Below are 16,944 nucleotides of genomic sequence, written 5' to 3' on the forward strand. Positions count from 1 at the left end.
ACCCGCCGCCCGCGCCGCCGCCCGCCGACGTTGCCGAGGACCGCACCGATGAGAGAAGCCACCAGCCCCGACGGTCAGCCGGGCCGCCGCCCCGCGCCGCGCACCGTCGCCCTCACGGCGGCCGCCGTCCTGCTGGCCCTGGTCGCCGCACCGGTCGGCATCGACCGGGCTCTGGGCGCGCACCAGCCGCTCACCGCCCTCGCGGTGGGCGCCGTCGCGGTGCTCTGGCTGATCGCGGTCGGCCTGGCCGCGACCGGTGCCGAGCGCTCCCGCCGGCTGGCCGAGGCCGTGGAGGAGCAGCACCGGGAGACGATGACGGCGCTGCTCGTGGCCGGCAGCGCCCGGCAGGCCGAGACGGCTGCCAAGGGGTGCGTCACCGCCGCGCAGGCCGAACGGGACGCCGCCCAGGCCGAGCAGGCCCGTGCCGAGGCGGACGTGACCGCCGCGCGCGCCGAGCTGGCCCGGCTGCGGGCCGAGCTGGACACCGTGCGGGCCGAGGCCGAGGCCGACCGGGAGCGGGCCGCCGCCGAGCGCGTCGAGCTGGACCGGATCCCCGAGGGCGTGCTGCCCGAGGTGGTGAAGAGGCTGCGCGCGGGCGCCGCCGTGGACAGTGCGCTGGCCGCCCACCGCAAGCACCCCCAGTACGCGCTGCTGCGCGCCGTCGGCGAGGAGATCGGTCGGGGCGAGCGGCTGCGGGCCGCCGCGCTGGCGGTCTGCGCGACCGCCGCCGGGCGGGTGCAGGCGCTGGCCACGAGCATGCACGCCGAGCTGCGCGAGATGCAGCACCGGCACGACGAGGAGGTCCTCGGCGACCTGCTGCGTCTGGACCACTCGACCGCCCAGGCGGGCCGGATGGCGGACAGCATCGCGGTGCTCACCGGCGCCCGGTCCGGCCGCCGCTGGGCCAAGCCGATCGCGGTGGAGTCGGTGCTGCGCGGCGCGCTCGGCCGGATCGGCGCCTACCAGCGGGTGCGGCTGCACAACGCCAGCACCGCCGCGGTCGCCGGGTACGCGGCCGAGGGCGTGATGCACGCGTTGGCCGAACTGCTGGACAACGCCACCAACTTCTCCGCCCCGCCGGCCGAGGTGCACGTCTACGTCGAGGAGGTGCCGGCCGGTCTGGCGGTCACCGTCGAGGACAGCGGGCTGGGCCTGAGCGACAGTTGGCTGCGCCGCGCCGAACGGGCGGTCGCCGCCGAGCCGCTGGACCTCACCACGCTCACCGCCGGTACCCGGCTGGGCCTCGCGGTGGTCGGCATGCTGGCGCGCAAGCACGGGCTGCAGATCTCCTTCCGGCCGTCGGCGCGCGGTGGCACCGGGGTGGTGATGCTGATCCCGCAGCAGCTGGTCACCCACCAGGCCCCGGCACCCGTCCAGGCCCCCGCGCCCGTCGTGGAGTCCGTGCGCCCCGCGCTCACCCCGGCCCGCCCGGCGCCCGCCTCATTGCCGCCCGCGCCCACCGCGCCGAGCGCCGCCCCGGCCGCCGTACCGACCGCCACGGCTGTCCCGGCGCCCACCGTCCCCACCCAGACCCCGTCCGCGCCCGCCCGGATGACCGACAGCGGCCTGCCGCAGCGCCGCCGCGGGCAGACGCTGTCCACCACCCCCGCGGTGGCCGCGGCCGCGAAGCCCGTACGGACCGACGCGGCGAGCGCCGCCGCCCGGTTCGGCGCCTTCCGTCGGTCCGCCCAGCCGGTGGTGCCCCTACCGGCCGCCCCGCCCGTACCGGCCGCCGAGCCCGTACCCGCGGGGACGCCGACCGCGGACACCGACACCACGCCCGACGCTTCCCCCGTGACCGAGAAGGACACCCCATGAGCAGCGCCCCCGACCGCGACCTCGACTGGCTGTTGGAAAACCTGCTGACGGCAACCCCCGGCGCCCGACACGCCCTGGTTCTCTCCGCCGACGGCCTCAAGCTCTGCCACACCGCCGGGCTGAGCGCGGACCAGGCCGACCAGCTGGCCGCGATCGCCTCCGGTCTGCAGAGCCTGGCGCACGGCGCCTCGATCGAGTTCGGCGACGGCAGCGGCGGGGTGCGGCAGTCGATGACCGAGTTCCACGGCGGCGTCCTGTGCATCGTGGCGGCCGGTGAGGGCGCGCACCTCGCGGTGGTCACGGACGACGACGCGGACGTGGGCGTGGTCGGCCACAACATGCACGGCCTGATCGAGCAGATCGGCGTCTACCTCAGCGCGCCCGCCCGCAGCGGGGAAGCCGACGACGCCGCTCAAGAGAGCGCCGGGATATGAACGCCGGGCCGGTGTCGCCGGTTCGGGACGACGACCCGGACCGCCTCTACACCATCACCGGGGGCCGCAGCCGCGCCCCGGAGAACGCCTTCGACCTGGTCACGCTGATCGTCGCGGAACGGGAGCCGACGGCCGGGATGCAGTCGGAGCACGCCCGGATCCTGCGGATGTGCGAGGCCCCGACCGCCGTCGTGGAGGTGGCGGCGGAGCTGTCGCTGCCCGTCTCGGTGGTGAAGATCCTGCTCGGCGACCTGCTGGAGTCCGGGGCGGTCACCGCCCGGCACCCCAGGTTCGCGCCGAACAAGGCCCGGCTGCCCGACCTCGACACGCTGAAGCAGGTGCTGCATGGCCTCCAACGACTCTGACGTCCGGTCCGCGGTGCGCACCCCGCTGCGGGCGACCGCCGACAACGCGCTGAAGGTCGTCGTGGTCGGCGGCTTCGGGGTGGGCAAGACCACCCTGGTCGGTTCGGTCAGCGAGATCCGTCCGCTGAACACCGAGGAGGTGATGACCCGGGCCGGGGAGGGCATCGACCCGGCCGGCTCCTGGGGCAAGCGCTCCACCACGGTCGCCTTCGACTTCGGCCGGATCACCCTGTCCGAGCGCCAGGTGCTCTACCTGTTCGGCGCGCCCGGTCAGGAGCGCTTCTGGTTCCTCTGGGACCGCCTGTTCAGCGGCGCCCTGGGCGCGGTCGTACTGGTGGACACCCGGCGGCTGGAGGAGTCCTGGTACGCGATCGACCGGCTGGAGCACCACGGCACCCCGTTCATCGTCGCCCGCAACAACTTCGGTGAGCCCACCCACACCCTGGAGCAGGTCCGCGAGGCGCTGGACCTGCCGGTCGAGGTGCCGCTGGTGGACTGCGACGCCCGCGACCGCGAGTCCGGCAAGCGGGTGCTGATCGAACTGGTCCACCACCTGGCGGCCCTCGCCGGAGCACCCGACGCGATCTACGAGGAGAGCACCCCGTGACCCAGCCCGCCGCCACCCCGCCCCCGGGCTGCCCGGCGCACGCCGGCGCCACGCCGCTGTACGGGCCGCGCTTCCAGACCGACCCGGCCCAGCTCTACCGCGAGCTGCGCGCCGCGCACGGCCCGGTCGCCCCGGTCGAGCTGGCCGGCGGCGTGCCCGCCTGGCTGGTGATCGGCTACCGCGAGCTGCAGCAGGTCACCGGCCAGCCGCAGCTGTTCGGCCGCGACTCCGGCCGCTGGCACGCCTGGGCGACGCTGCCCGTCGACTGGCCGCTGAAGCCGATGATGGCGCCGGTGCCGTCGATCCTGTACGCCGAGGGCGAGGAGCACGTGCGTCGCTCCCGTGCGGTCACCGACGCGCTGGCCGGCATCGACCCGTACGAGCTGCGCAAGCACGCCGAGGAGATCGCCGACCGGCTGATCGACGAGTTCGCCGGGCGTGGCGAGGCCGACCTGGTCGCCGAGTACGCGCACCGGATGCCGCTGCTGGTGCTGTGCCGGGTGCTCGGGCTGGACGAGGAGCAGGCGCCGCAGCTGATCGCCGCCCTGCTGGCGATGCTGGACGGCGGGGCGGACGCGCCGGCCGGCGCCCAGCGGCTGCTGGAGCTGATGCTCGCGCTGGTGGAGGAGAAGGCCGAACACCCCGGCGCGGACGTGGCCTCGCGGATGCTGGAGCACCCGGCGGGGCTGACCCACGACGAGGTGATGCGCGACCTGCGGGTGCTGTTGATCGCCGGCCATCAGCCGAGCTCGTACTGGATCTCCAACACGCTGCGGCTGATGCTCACCGACGAGCGCTTCGCCGCCTCGCTGGCGGGCGGCCGGCGCAGCATCAGCCAGGCGCTCAACGAGGCGCTCTGGGAGGACACCCCGACGCAGATCTTCGCCGGTCGCTGGGCGGTGCGGGACACCCAGCTCGGCGGTCAGCGGATCGCCGAGGGGGACATGCTGCTGCTCGGCTTCGCCGGGGCCAACGCGGACCCGTCGGTGCGGCAGGCCGACGGCCGCCCGGCCGAGGGGAACCGGGCGCACATGAGTTACTCGTACGGCGAGCACGGCTGCCCGTTCCCGGCGCAGGAGGCGGCCGAGGTGATCGCCACCACCGCGATCGAGGTGCTGCTGGACCGGCTGCCGGACCTGCGGCTGGCGGTGGCCGAGCACGCGCTGGTGTGGCGGCCCTCGGCCTGGGTGCGCGGGCTGGTCGCGCTGCCGGTCTCGTTCACCCCGGGCCACCCGGCCTGAGGGCGTGTCCGCAGCGGGCGTCTTGCGGATCTTCGTCGGGCCAGCCAAGATCCACGGGACGTGCACAATCGTTCGAAGTTCCTTGCCGTTGAAGGAGAATTGACGCCGATGACCGCTGCCCCGGCCCCGATCGCCCTCGACCCGCTGGCCCGCGACAACGCCGCCGAGGGCGCCCTGCTGCGGGCCGCCGGTCCGGTGGTGCCGGTGGTGCTGCCGGGCGGGGTCGCCGCCTGGGCGGTGACCCGGCACGCGGCCGCGCGCGATCTGCTCACCGACGCCCGGCTGGTGAAGGACGCCAGGCACTGGGCGGCCTACCAGCGCGGCGAGGTGTCGAAGACCTGGCCGCTGATCGGCCTGGCGGTGCCCGGCCCGAGCATGGTGACCACGGACGGCGCCGAGCACCGCCGGCTGCGGGCGCTGGTCGCGCAGGCCTTCACCCCGCGCCGGGTCGAGCTGATGCGCCCGCGCGTGGAGGAGGTCACCCACGCGCTGCTGGACGGCCTGGCGGCCGGGGCGCCGGTGGTCGACCTCAAGACCGCCTTCGCCTTCCCGCTGCCGATGACGGTGATCTGCTCGCTGCTGGGCGTGCCGGAGTCGGACCACGGCGTGCTGCGCGACCTGTACGAGCGGTTCTTCGGCATCAAGCCCGACCCGGCCGGCATCCAGGCGACCATCGCCGGGCTGAACGCCTTCGTCAACGACCTGGTGGCGCAGCGTCGTTCGGCCCCGGGCGAGGACCTGGCGAGCGTGCTGCTGGCGGCGGACACCGAGGGCGGGGCGCTCACTGACGCGGAGGCGGCGGCCACCCTGCGGGTGATCATCGCGGCCGGCCACGAGACCACGGTGAACCTGATCGGCAACGCGGTGCGGGCGCTGCTGACCCACCCGGACCAGCTGGAGCTGGTGCGCGCCGGGAAGGTGTCCTGGGACGCGGTGGTCGAGGAGTCGCTCCGCTGGACCCCGCCGACCAGCAACTTCCTGTTCCGCTTCGCGGCCGAGGACATCGAGGTCGGCGAGGTGGTGATCCCGGCGGGCGAGCCGGTGCTGGTCTCGTACAACGCGATCGGCCGGGACCCGCTGCAGCACGGGGTGACGGCGGAGCTGTTCGACATCACCCGGGACCCGACCCGCCACCTGTCCTTCGGCCACGGCCCGCACGTCTGCCCGGGCTCGCCGCTGGCCCGGCTGGAGGCGGGGGTCGCACTGCCCGCGCTGTTCGAGCGCTTCCCCGCGCTGGCGCTGGCGGTGCCGGACGGCGAGCTGCGGCCGAGCCCGTCGCTGGTGGTGAACAGCCTGCTGGAGCTGCCCGTCCGACTCTTCTGAGGGTGCGTCGGAGCCGCGTCGGGGCTGCATCGGAACCGCGTCGGAACCATGGCCCCGTCCGGCCTCCGGGCGGGGTCTTCGGCTCCTCGGGGTGTGATCTCCGGTTTCCGTCGGTCACGGTCGGGGCACCGGTCTGTGAAGGTCGACCATGGACCTTGGCGGCGGCCGACGGCTGCGTTAACGTCGTCGAATCGGTTCGGCCGCCCGCTCGCCCGCGACCTCTGTACGTCCATCTCCGGTACAGCGCAATGTCGTTCAGCCAACCTTCGGCAGCACGCCCTGGCGAGGAGGACCGCATTGACCCTCAACCCGACCGCGCCGTCCCGGAGTTCCCGCCGCCGTTTGGCCGCCGTGCCCGCCCTGCTGGCGGCGCTGACCCTGACCGCGGCCTGCTCGAACAGCTCCGGCGGTTCGGGTGGCGGCGGTGGAACGGCCCAGACTCTGACCGGTGACTGCGCCAAGTACCAGCCGTACGCGGGCCATTCGGGAACCACGGTGACGATGTTCGCCTCCATCCTCAGCCCGGAGTCGGACAACCTGGAGAAGTCCTGGTCCGAGTTCAGCAAGTGCACCGGGATCAAGATCAGCTACGAGGGGTCCAACGACTTCGAGTCCCAGCTGCCGGTCCGGGTGGCCGGAGGCAACGCCCCGGACTTCGCGATCATCCCGCAGCCGGGCCTGCTGGCGCAGATGGTCAAGAGCGGCAAGGTGGTCAAGCCGCCCGCCCAGACCGTCGCCAACCAGGACAAGTGGAGCCCGGTCTGGAAGACCTACGGATCGGTCGACGGCACCTTCTACGCGGCGCCGATGAGTGCCAACATGAAGTCGCTGGTCTGGTACTCGCCGAAGGCCTTCAACACGGCCGGCTACGAGGTGCCGAAGACCTGGGCGGACCTGATGGCGCTCAGCGACCGGATCGCCAAGTCGGGCGGCCCCAAGCCCTGGTGCGGCGGCATCGCCTCCGGCACGGCCACCGGCTGGCCGGCCACCGACTGGCTGGAGGAGGTGGTGCTGGGCACGTACGGCGGCGAGGTCTACGACCAGTGGGTCGGCCACCAGGTGAAGTTCTCCGACGAGAAGATCACCACCGCGATGAGGACCGTCGCCGACTGGATGCAGAACCCGGCCTGGGTCAACGGCGGTTACGGCGACGTCAAGTCGATCGCCACCACCACCTTCCAGGACGCGGGCGCGCCGATCCTCACCGGCAAGTGCGCGATGCTCCAACAGGCCTCCTTCTACGAGGCCCAGTGGCCCAAGGGCACCAAGGTCGGCCCGGACGGCGACGTGTTCGCCTTCCACCTGCCCGCGGTGAACCCGTCGATCGCCAACCCCGTCGAGGGCGGCGGCGAGTTCCTGGCCGCCTTCTCCAGCAAGCCCGAGGCGCAAGCGGTGCAGAACTACCTGTCCAGCTCGGACTGGGCGAGCAGCCGGGTGAAGACCGCGACCGGCTGGGTCTCGGCCAACCAGGGCGTGGACAGGAGCCTGTACACCGACCCGATCGACAAGCTCTCGGCGGAGGCGCTGACCGACCCGAGCGCGACCTTCCGCTTCGACGGCTCCGACATGATGCCCGCGGCCGTCGGCGCCGGGCAGGAGTGGAAGTCGCTGACCGCCTGGTTCGCCGAGGGGCAGTCGATCCAGAAGACCGCCGCCGACATCGACGCCGCCTGGCCGAAGTAGCCCGCCCGGTTCCCGCCGGACGCGGGCACGAGGACCACCTGTCGAGGGCGGTGCGGGGCCACCCACCCGCACCGCCCGCCCCCTTCCCACCGGACCCGAAGGGACGTACAGCTATGTCCGTATCCGGCTCCCCGCCTGACACCGGCCCCCTGCCTGATGTCGGCTCCCTGCCCGGCGTCGGCTCCCTGGCCGACGGCGCCTGGGGCGACGCGGCGGTCAAGTTCGGCAACAGCGTCGGCGCGATCGCGGGCTTCCTCGGGATCCTGCTGCTGGTCTTCCTGGTGGCCGGCCGGGCCCGAGGCCGACTTGCCCGCCCGCTGGCCGTCCTGGTGTTCCTCGGCCCGGCCGTGCTGCTGCTGGCGGTCGGCCTGGTGGTGCCGCTGGTCCGCACCGTCTACCTGAGCCTGCAGAACGCCGACGGCACCGGGTTCGTCGGCGGCGAGAACTTCGGCTGGGCCTTCACCACCGACTCGATCCGCGAGGTGCTGTTCAACACCCTGCTGTGGCTGGTGGTCGCGCCGCTGGTGGCGACCGGGCTGGGCCTGGCGCTGGCGCTGCTGGTGGACCGGATGCGCGGCCAGGCGGTGTACAAGTCGCTGATCTTCATGCCGATGGCGATCTCGCTGGTCGGCGCCTCGATCATCTTCAAATTCGTCTACGAGGCGCGCGGGAAGGACCAGCCGCAGATCGGACTGCTCAGCCAACTCGCCCACGCGGCGGGCTGGTCGGACCCGCCGAACTGGCTGCTCAGCCAGCCGCTGAACACCTTCCTGCTGATGGCGGTCATGGTCTGGGTGCAGACCGGCTTCGCGATGGTGCTGTCGGCGGCGATCAAGGCGATCCCGGACGAGGTGACGGAGGCGGCCCGGCTGGACGGCGCGACCGGGCTGCGGCTGTTCTGGTCCGTCACCGTGCCGATGATCCGCACCACGGTGATGGTCGTGCTGACCACCGTCATGATCATCACCCTGAAGGCCTTCGACATCGTCCGCACCATGACCGGCGGCAACTTCGGCACCCAGGTGCTGGCCAACGAGATGTACTCGCAGTCCTTCGCGCAGTTCAACGACGGGCGGGGCAGCGCCCTCGCGGTGCTGCTGTTCCTCGCGGTGCTGCCGCTGGTGGCCTACAACATCGTCCAGCTGCGGAGGGAGCGTGAGGTGCGGTGAGCGATCGTGAGGCGAAGGCCGTGAACCCTCGGCCCGTTGGCCGGCGTCCCTTCGGCCGTCGCCCCGGTGGCGGCCGACCCGTCCGGGAGAATCCGGTACGGAAGGCCTTCAGCAGCCCGCTGGCCTCGGTGTTCGTGATCGCGATGACGGTGCTCTGGACGATCCCGACCCTCGGCCTGCTGGTCACCTCGTTGCGCCCCAAGCAGGACGTGACGGCCGACGGCTGGTGGAACGCCTTGCTCCACCCGGACTTCGGGCTCGGCAACTACCATGCGGTGCTGTTCGAGGGCGGCTCCGGCGTCTCCACCGGTCTGATGCCCTTCATGGTCAACTCACTGGCGATCAGCATCCCGGCCACCCTCTTCCCGCTGGTGCTGGCGGCGATGGCGGCCTACGCGCTGGCCTGGGTGCGGTTCCGGGGCAGCGACGCGGTGTTCTTCACCGTGTTCGCGCTCCAGGTGGTGCCGCTCCAGATGGCGCTGATCCCGCTGCTGCGACTGTTCTCCGGCGGCGCGCACCTGGGCCCGCTGACGCTGATCCCGGCGGTGGACCTGAAGGGCAGCTACGCGCCGGTCTGGCTGGCGCACACCATGTTCGCGATGCCGCTGGCGGTGTTCCTGCTGCACAACTTCATCGCCCAACTGCCGCGCGACCTGATGGAGGCGGCGGTGGTGGACGGCGCCTCGCACTTCAAGATCTTCCGCTCGATCGTGCTGCCGCTGTGCGCCCCGGCGCTGGCCTCGTTCGCGATCTTCCAGTTCCTGTGGGTCTGGAACGACCTGCTGGTCGCGCTCACCTTCGCCGGCGGCACGCCGGAGGTGGCGCCGATGACGGTGCGGCTGGCCCAGCTGTCCGGCTCCTTCGGCGGGCGGTGGGAGCTGCTCACAGCCGGGGCGTTCCTGTCGATCATCGTGCCGCTGATCGTCTTCTTCAGCCTCCAGCGGTACTTCGTGCGCGGGCTGCTGGCCGGGTCGGTGAAGGGGTAGGCCGCGACTCCAGTGTTATGAACGCGTTCAGAACAAACTTTTGAACTCGTTCAGAATGGTCTACAGTCGGCAGCGCCGCGGCGCCCGGCGCGCCCGCCGACGGACCGCCCCGAGGGTGGCTTCCGCATGCCCGCCGACCACTGAGGGGGACTCATGTCAGGTCTGTCCGTGCCTGCTCCGGCCGATCCGCCGCCCGTCGACCTGCCGTACCGGCCCGCGTACGGGTCGTCCGGCCCGTACCGGTCGGCCGGCACGCCCGTGCCGTCGCACGGCGACCGGCTGCGCCGCACCGACCCCGAGCACCGGGCGGCGGCCACCCCCCGAGTCCTCCTGCTCGCCCTGCTCACCGGCCTGCTGACGGCCTGGTTGTTGTACGACGGCGTGGGCGCCAACCTGCTGATCTGCGGCGCCGCCACCGCCGTCGGGGCCGGCCTCGTCGCCCGCGCGGCGGGCCGTCGGGTCCGGCCCTGGACGGCGGTCTGGAGCCTGCTCGCCCTCGCCCTGCTCGCCGTTCCGGCCTTCTGGGACGCGGGCTGGCCGACCGTGCTGTCCGTCGGGGGCGCGCTCGGCCTGGCGTCGCTCGCCCTGCACGGCGGCCGCCGCTGGCCGGGCGTGCTGTTCGCCCTGCCCGCCGCCGTCTGGCAACTGGTGCCGGGTGTGGGCTGGGTCTGGGACGGCCTGGAGGGCCGACCGCTGCCCGGCCGCGGCCGGATCGTCCCGGTGCTCAAGGCGCTCGCGGTTGCCGCCGTCCTGCTCACCGTCTTCGGCCTGCTCTTCGCCAGTGCCGACGCCGCCATGGCGGACCTGCTGAGCGGCCTCAACCCGAGCCTCGACCTCCACCAACTGCCACTGCGCGCGATGCTGTTCGTACTCGGCACGCTCACCGCGCTGGGGTTCGCGCACATCGCGGCCGGGCCGCGCCGCTGGGACCGCATGACGGCCCGGCCGGGGCGGGAGCGGCGCCGGCTGGAGTGGGCGCTGCCGCTGGTCGCGCTCAACCTGATGTTCGGTGCCTTCGCGGTGATCCAGGCCGTGGTGGTGCTCGGCGGCGCGGACGCCGTACTGGGCAACACCGGCATGAGCCGCTCCGAGTACGCCCGGCAGGGCTTCTGGCAGCTGAGCGCGATCACCGTGCTGACCCTGGTCGTGGTGGCCGTCGCCAAGCGCTGGGCCCCGCGCACCACCCCGGCCGACCGCCGGGTGGCGCGGATCCTGCTGGGGCTGCTCTGCCTGCTCGCCCTGGTCGTGGTCACCTCGGCGCTCGGCCGGATGTGGTTCTACGTGGACGCCTCCGGGCTCACCCGGCTGCGACTGTGGGTGCTGGTGGTGGAGATCTGGCTGGGCGTGGTCTTCCTGCTGCTGATCACCGCCGGGCTCACCCGTGGCGCCGGCTGGCTGCCGCGTGCCGTCGTCCTCAGCGGCATGCTCACCGTCGCGGTGTACGGGCTGGCGGGGCCGGACGCGATCGTCGCGGAGCAGAATGTCGCCCGCTTCGGACATTCCCGGCAGATCGACCTGCGCAACGTCCGCGAGCTCTCGGCGGACGCGGTGCCCGCCCTGGACCGGCTCCCGGAACCGCAGCGGTCCTGCGCGCTGCAGCTGATCGACACCGACCTGGCGAACCACACCACGGCCTGGTCCGCCACCAGCCGCTCCGCCGACCGGGCCCGCGGGATCCTGGCCGGACGGCCGTTGGCCGACGGCGGGCGGAAGTCGAGCGCCTGCGAGCGGGCGGGGCTGCGCAACGACCCGTACTTCTGACGGACGAGGCACGCAACGGGCCCGCCGGGAGCGTGCTGCTCCCGGCGGGCCCGTCGGCTGTCGGCTGTCGGCTGTCGGCTGTCGGTGCCTCGGTGTCTCGGTGCCTCGGTGCCTCGGTGCGCCGTCGTGCCTCAGTGCATCGCGACGCCGGCGGAGTCACCGCTCGGCAGGTCGCTGGCCTTCGCCTTGATCACGAAGAGGGCGACCAGCAGGGCGACCCCGGCGAGCGCCGCGCCGACGATGAAGCCGTGCGAAATCCCCTGGGTGAGGACCGAGTTGGCGGCGTCGGTGCCCTGGGGGAAATCGTGGTGCTGCTGGAGGTAGCCCAGCTGTTCCGGAGAGGCCTTCTCCATGAAGATCGGCATCTGGACCTTGGTCTCGGCGATCGCGTAGTGCGCGAAGACCGTGGTCAGGATCGACAGGCCGAGCGAACCGCCGATCTGCTGCATCGAGTTGAGCAGGCCGGAGGCGGCGCCGGTCTCCTCGCCCGGCACGCCCGCGACCGAGAGCAGCATCACCGGCACGAAGATCAGGCCCATGCCGAAGCCGAAGACCACCGTGGGGCCGAGCACCCCGTCCACGTAGCCGCTGTCCTTGCCCATCTGGGTCAGCCAGGAGAGGCCGACGGTGACCAGCAGCGCGCCGCCCGCCATGAACGGCTTCGGGCCGTACTTGGCCTGCAGGTTGGACGCGATCTGCGCGGCGATGATGATCGCGACGCTGATCGGCAGGAACGACACACCCGCCTTGAGCGGGCTGTAGCCGAGCGGTCCCTGCACGAACAGGACGACGTAGAAGAAGATGCCGAACATGGCCGCGGCCAGGCAGAGCATCATCACCAGGCCGCCGGTGCGGTTGCGGTCGGCGAACAGGTGCATCGGGGTGATCGGCTGGTCGGTGCGGTTCTCGATCACGAAGAAGGCGGCCATCAGGATCGCGCCGGCCGCGAAGGAGCCGAGCGTGATGCTGTCCGTCCAGCCGTCCGAGGCGGCCCGGATGAACCCGTAGACCAGGCCGACCAGGCCGAGCGTCGAGGTGAGCGCGCCGGGCAGGTCGAAGCGGCCCGGGTGGCGCTCGGACTCGGCGATGTAGCGCGGCGCGGCGATCGCGATCATGATCGCGATCGGCACGTTGACGAAGAACACCCAGCGCCAGTTCAGGTATTCGGTGAGCAGACCGCCGGCCAGCAGGCCGATCGCGGCGCCGGAGCCGGCCACCGCCGAGAAGACGCCGAACGCCTTGTTGCGTTCCGGCCCTTCGTCGAAGTTGGTGGCGATCAGGGCGAATGCGGTCGGTGAACAGATCGCGCCGCCGATGCCCTGGAGTGCGCGGGCGGCCAGCAGCAGACCACTGTCCTGCGCGAAACCGCCCAGCAGTGAGGCCAGGCCGAACAGCAGGGTGCCGAAGATGAACACCCGGCGGCGGCCCAGGATGTCACCCGCGCGACCGCCGAGCAGCAGCAGCCCGCCGAAGGTCAGCGTGTAGGCGTTGATGACCCAGGACAGGTCGGTGGTCGAGAAGTTCAGCGCGTCCTTGATGTGCGGCAGCGCGATGTTCACGATGGTCGCGTCGAGCACCACCATGAGCTGCGTGGCCGCGATGACGGTCAGGGTGATGCCCTTCCCGTGACCCTGGCGGCCCTTCGGTGGTGAGTTCTTGCTGAGCGTGTCGGAGATGGCCACGAATGTTCCCCCTGCTGGCTACGTGCGAGGTGCTTGGTGCACGGTGCACGGTGCATGGTGCTGGTGCGCGGTGGTGGTACGTGCCTGGTGCTGGTGCTGGTGCTGGTGCTGGTGCTGGTGCTCGGCACTTGGCGTTCGGTGCTCGGTGCGTGGTGCGCGGTGCGTGGTGTCCGGCTGACCTGCGGGCCCGGAGTGCTGCTGTGCGCCGACGTCGACTGTGCGTCGGGGCAGGCTAGGAAGGAACGGTGCCGTTCACTAATCTGGAAGATATCCTGGGCTTGATAGTGAACGCAAGCGTTCCTTAAGGAGGGTGGCGATGGAGCGGTTGGTGCGGCGCCTCACGGCGGACCGGGCATCCGGTCGGGCGGCCGCCCGACCGGCGGAGGGCGGGGTGTCGTCGCCCCTGGTACCTGCGGTACTGGCGCCTGCGGTGCCCGTGGAACGCGTGGCGCCGGTGGTGTCCGTGGGGCCGGTGGTGTCCGTGGAGTCGTCGGATGGGGAGTCGGAGCCCCGCTGCCCGATGCGGGTGGCCCGGGAAGCGCTGGCGCGACCGGGGCGGCGCCGGGGGAAGGAGTTGGAGAATGCGATCTTCGAGGCCGCGCTCGACCAGCTCACCTCCGGCGGTTACGCGCGACTGACGATGGAGGGCGTCGCCGCTGCGGCGCGGACCGGGAAGGCCGCGCTCTACCGGCGCTGGGCGTCCAAGGTCGAACTCGTCATCGGCGCCCTGGACTCCACTCTCCCACGCCCTCACGGGGTTCCCGACCTCGGGTCCGCCCGTGCCGAATTGCTGCAGCTCATCGGGCTGTTCACGGATGCGATCGGCTCCAGCGCGGGCGCCGCCATGCATGCGCTGATGGCCGAGCTCTCCCAGCAACAGGCCGAGGTGTTCAAGGACTTCATCGTGCAGCGGGTGATCGAGCCGATCAAGGACACCATCCTGGACATCCTCCGCCGCGGCGTCGAACGCGGGGACGTCCGGCCCGGGGCGGTCTCCCCGCTGGTCGCCGACGTGGTCCCGTCGATGCTGATGTTCCAGGTGAAGATCCGCGACCGGGAGCTGGCGCCCGACTTCGCGGTCCGGCTGGTGGACGACGTACTGGTGCCGCTGATCCGACAGCCGTAGGTCGGGGCGGGCCGTGTGGGGCGGGCAGCCCGTGCGGGGCGGCCGGGGCCCGGGGCGGGCGCACCGGGCGGGCTCGGGGCGGTCGTCGGGCGGGCTTAGGCTGGAGGTTGCCCCACCGGAACGGGCTGCTTTGCCGAACGGAGTCTTCGCGATGCCCATCGTCCCGCCGACGCACTCCGTCGAACGTTCGCTCCGCCGGGCCGGCGCCAAGCTCGTGGTCGGTCTGGACGAGGTCGGGCGCGGCGCCTGGGCCGGACCGGTCACCGTCGGTGCCGCCGTCACCGGACTGCGCAAGGCGCCCGAGGGGCTGACCGACTCCAAGCTGCTCACCGAGCTGCGCCGCCAGGCGCTCGCGCCGGTGCTCGCCGACTGGGTCACCGCGTACGCGCTCGGGCACGCCTCGCCGCAGGAGTGCGACGAGCTCGGCATGACGGCGGCGCTGCGGCTGGCCGCCGTCCGCGCGCTGGAAGCGCTGCCGGTCGAACCCGACGCGGTGATCCTGGACGGCAAGCACGACTACCTCGGCGGCCCGTGGCGGGTGCGCACGGTCATCAAGGGTGACCAGTCCTGCATCTGCGTCGCTGCCGCCTCGGTGCTCGCCAAGGTCCACCGCGACGGAATGATGGCCGAACTGGGCGAGGCGTACCCGGAGTACGGCTTCGCGGACAACGCCGGCTATCCGTCCCCGGTGCACCGTGCCGCGCTGGAGGAGTACGGCCCCACCGGCCACCACCGGCTCTCCTGGGCGTACTTGGACGCACTGCCGAAGTGGCGTCATCTCAAGCGTGGACGGGGCGTCGCGGGTGCGGGTCAGGGTTCCGTCGACGAACAGTTGACGCTCGGTTTCTGACGGTCCGTCTGGAATTGCCCCCGGTGTGGGTGACGGGCGTCCGGCGCCCAATGGGTGGGGTGCCCGTGCGCGTCCGACCGGCATTTGATAGATATCCGGGTATGCCTGTCTTCCCCGAGGAGCCGGAGATTCACGAGAGCCTCCCGGGCCCCGGCGTTCCCTTCCCCCGCGAGTCGGACGCACAAGCCCTCCACACGCCTGCCACCGGCGGCGCACCCGCCACCGCACCCACCGCCGTCACGGCCGCGCCGGCCCCGGTGCCCGGCCCCCGTCCGGCGCCCCCGCGTCCGGCCCCGCCGCGCGCCGACCGTTCGGGCCCGCCGCGCCTGATCCCCAAGCCTGGGCCGGCGCCGCGCCGTCCGGCCGCCGCCGCGTCGCAGGTCGAGGTCCAGCGGATCGCCGCGGCCCCGGCCGAGGCGCTGGAGCGCGCCGATGACGCGGTCGACCTGCTGCTGGACTCCGGCCGCAACCCGGGCGACATCCTGGTGCTGACCGTCGGCGAGACGCACCCCTGGCAGCAGCACGAACTCTCCTTCGGTGAGGAGCGCTACTGGGCGCAGCTCACCGAGGGCGGAGACGTGTTCTACGCCGATGCCGCGCTGACCCGTCCGGTCCGCCGCGAGGTGGTCGTCCTGGTGGTCAACGGTGGTTCGCCCGCCCGGGCCGCCGAGGCGCACAGAAAGGCGCTCGGCCACGCGACCGCGCTACTGGTGGTCTGCGGAGAGGCCGGCCCGGCTGCGGCCGGTGCGGCCGGTGCCGCATCGGGGCGCCGGGTCAAGGCCTGACAGTCGTTCCCACCCCGGGGCCGGCGCCGCACGGTGCCGGACCCGGGGTCCGTCCGGAGTGCCGGGCCCAGCTGCCGGCGCCGGTGTGCGCGGTGCCTGCCGTTGCCTTGTCGGCGCGCTCGGGACCGTTGTCGTTGCCGTTGTCGGTGCCGCTCAGCGGGTGCCGGTGCGGCGGCCCGGTTCGACGGCCGTGACCCGCGCCGGGATCCACGGGGGCTCGGGTGAAGGGGAGCGCTGCGGACCGTCGCCGCGCTTGGCCTGCTCGGCCGCCTGCTGCTTGGCGCGCTGGCTGCGCGGGGCGTCGTCGAGTACCGACCGGGGCGGCAGCTCCGTCACGGTGTGCACCGGCCCGTCCGTCCACGAACCAGCGTGCGGATTGCGCCCGCCGCGCCCGTCGCCGAGGATCTGCCAGCCCGCCGGGGTGAGCCCGATGTACGAGCCGCAGCGCAGGCCGTGCAGCACGGACGCGTCCCGCAGCGCCCACATCCAGGCGCCGTCCTGCTCCGTCCAGCCGGGCGCGCCCTCGCGGCAGCGCAGTAGGACGGCCGTCCGGGTCGGCTCTGGCCGTCGCAGGTCGTGCGGGATGATCCGGCGCAGGTGCGCCAGCAGGTCGTTCCGGTGCTGCCAGCCGTCGGTGTCGTGCGGCCAGGGCGTGAACGAGGCCGAGGCGGCCAGGTGGTGGAGCGCGTCCAGGACCGCGACCACGACCGTGCCCGGCTGGGGCAGATGACGCTGGTGCAGCTCCAGGACGAAATCGCGCGGATCGCGCAGCAACGGGATCCCCGAGGCGGTCCAGGTCTCCAGGTCGAGCAGCCGTCTGGGCGTCGAGCTCCCGGAGAGGGGATGTTGACCTCGGCCGATACCGTTGATCACGATCCTCCTTCCTGGCCCGTGGGCAGGCGGGTGCCTGGGTACGCCGAAGGGCGGGTCCAGCGGACCGGATTTCGGGTACCTCCCAATTCTCGGGGCAACGGGGGCGGACCGGCAACGATGAAATGATGAGCGCCACCCGAAAGCCCATGTTCTGCCGGATATGTTCCACGGCTGTCCGCGTGTCGCCCAGGCATCGCCCGACCTTGATCCACGCTGCGCAAAGGGCAGGGTGAACCGTCTT

General features: G+C 72.7%; 16 protein-coding genes. 14 read left to right on the forward strand and 2 right to left on the reverse strand.

The window, feature by feature from the left end; all coding sequences use genetic code 11:
• Nucleotides 1-48: 48 nt before the first annotated feature.
• The 10 genes from ABZW30_RS22575 (at nucleotide 49) to ABZW30_RS22620 (ending at nucleotide 11,387) form a co-directional block, all read left to right on the forward strand.
• Entirely contained in the window at nucleotides 49-1,818 is a 1,770-nt protein-coding gene (locus ABZW30_RS22575; protein ID WP_355672949.1) for an ATP-binding protein, read from the forward strand.
• On the forward strand, nucleotides 1,815-2,252 hold the full coding sequence (locus ABZW30_RS22580) for a roadblock/LC7 domain-containing protein (RefSeq protein ID WP_355672950.1): 438 nt from the start codon (nucleotides 1,815-1,817) through the stop codon (nucleotides 2,250-2,252). The genes ABZW30_RS22575 and ABZW30_RS22580 overlap by 4 nt, the downstream gene beginning before the upstream one ends.
• Entirely contained in the window at nucleotides 2,249-2,617 is a 369-nt protein-coding gene (locus ABZW30_RS22585) for a DUF742 domain-containing protein (protein WP_355672951.1), read from the forward strand. The genes ABZW30_RS22580 and ABZW30_RS22585 overlap by 4 nt, the downstream gene beginning before the upstream one ends.
• On the forward strand, nucleotides 2,598-3,224 hold the full coding sequence (locus ABZW30_RS22590; RefSeq protein WP_355672952.1) for an ATP/GTP-binding protein: 627 nt from the start codon (nucleotides 2,598-2,600) through the stop codon (nucleotides 3,222-3,224). Before ABZW30_RS22585 ends, ABZW30_RS22590 begins: the two co-directional genes overlap by 20 nt.
• Nucleotides 3,221-4,465 (forward strand): cytochrome P450, encoded by a 1,245-nt coding sequence (locus tag ABZW30_RS22595; protein ID WP_355672953.1) that lies wholly within the window; start codon nucleotides 3,221-3,223, stop codon nucleotides 4,463-4,465. The genes ABZW30_RS22590 and ABZW30_RS22595 overlap by 4 nt, the downstream gene beginning before the upstream one ends.
• Nucleotides 4,466-4,573: 108 nt before the next feature.
• On the forward strand, nucleotides 4,574-5,788 hold the full coding sequence (locus tag ABZW30_RS22600) for a cytochrome P450 (protein ID WP_355672954.1): 1,215 nt from the start codon (nucleotides 4,574-4,576) through the stop codon (nucleotides 5,786-5,788).
• 297 nt (nucleotides 5,789-6,085) lie between these two features.
• Nucleotides 6,086-7,471 carry an ABC transporter substrate-binding protein gene (locus ABZW30_RS22605; RefSeq protein ID WP_355672955.1) on the forward strand — a complete coding sequence of 462 codons (1,386 nt, stop codon included), beginning with the start codon at nucleotides 6,086-6,088 and terminating at the stop codon, nucleotides 7,469-7,471.
• A 113-nt stretch (nucleotides 7,472-7,584) separates the two neighbouring features.
• Nucleotides 7,585-8,640, forward strand: a complete 1,056-nt coding sequence (locus ABZW30_RS22610) for a sugar ABC transporter permease (protein ID WP_355672956.1) — start codon at nucleotides 7,585-7,587, stop codon at nucleotides 8,638-8,640.
• Nucleotides 8,637-9,626, forward strand: a complete 990-nt coding sequence (locus ABZW30_RS22615) for a carbohydrate ABC transporter permease (RefSeq protein WP_355672957.1) — start codon at nucleotides 8,637-8,639, stop codon at nucleotides 9,624-9,626. Before ABZW30_RS22610 ends, ABZW30_RS22615 begins: the two co-directional genes overlap by 4 nt.
• A gap of 153 nt (nucleotides 9,627-9,779) precedes the next feature.
• Nucleotides 9,780-11,387 carry a DUF4173 domain-containing protein gene (locus tag ABZW30_RS22620; protein WP_355672958.1) on the forward strand — a complete coding sequence of 536 codons (1,608 nt, stop codon included), beginning with the start codon at nucleotides 9,780-9,782 and terminating at the stop codon, nucleotides 11,385-11,387.
• 131 nt (nucleotides 11,388-11,518) lie between these two features.
• On the opposite strand, the gene ABZW30_RS22625 is transcribed toward ABZW30_RS22620, so the two are convergent.
• A complete protein-coding gene (locus ABZW30_RS22625) occupies nucleotides 11,519-13,063 on the reverse strand; it encodes an MFS transporter (protein ID WP_355673008.1) in 1,545 nt (514 codons plus the stop codon).
• Between the two features lie 60 nt (nucleotides 13,064-13,123).
• Here ABZW30_RS22625 and ABZW30_RS22630 point away from each other — a divergent pair, with 60 nt between their 5' ends.
• From ABZW30_RS22630 to ABZW30_RS22645, 4 genes are all read left to right on the forward strand, one after another.
• Nucleotides 13,124-13,351 (forward strand): hypothetical protein, encoded by a 228-nt coding sequence (locus ABZW30_RS22630; RefSeq protein ID WP_355672959.1) that lies wholly within the window; start codon nucleotides 13,124-13,126, stop codon nucleotides 13,349-13,351.
• A 292-nt stretch (nucleotides 13,352-13,643) separates the two neighbouring features.
• Nucleotides 13,644-14,195, forward strand: a complete 552-nt coding sequence (locus ABZW30_RS22635) for a TetR-like C-terminal domain-containing protein (RefSeq protein WP_355672960.1) — start codon at nucleotides 13,644-13,646, stop codon at nucleotides 14,193-14,195.
• Between the two features lie 151 nt (nucleotides 14,196-14,346).
• The gene (locus ABZW30_RS22640) at nucleotides 14,347-15,045 is read left to right on the forward strand and encodes a ribonuclease HII (RefSeq protein WP_355672961.1); all 699 of its coding nucleotides are present in this window, start codon (nucleotides 14,347-14,349) and stop codon (nucleotides 15,043-15,045) included.
• Between the two features lie 101 nt (nucleotides 15,046-15,146).
• Complete coding sequence (locus tag ABZW30_RS22645) at nucleotides 15,147-15,830, forward strand: hypothetical protein (protein WP_355672962.1); 684 nt, start codon at nucleotides 15,147-15,149, stop codon at nucleotides 15,828-15,830.
• Nucleotides 15,831-15,983: 153 nt separating this feature from the next.
• Here ABZW30_RS22645 and ABZW30_RS22650 read toward each other — a convergent pair whose 3' ends face one another.
• Nucleotides 15,984-16,703 carry a hypothetical protein gene (locus tag ABZW30_RS22650; RefSeq protein WP_355672963.1) on the reverse strand — a complete coding sequence of 240 codons (720 nt, stop codon included), beginning with the start codon at nucleotides 16,701-16,703 and terminating at the stop codon, nucleotides 15,984-15,986.
• Between the last annotated feature and the right edge of the window lie 241 nt (nucleotides 16,704-16,944).

Source organism: Kitasatospora sp. NPDC004669 (genome assembly GCF_040609455.1).
Lineage (GTDB): Bacteria > Actinomycetota > Actinomycetes > Streptomycetales > Streptomycetaceae > Kitasatospora.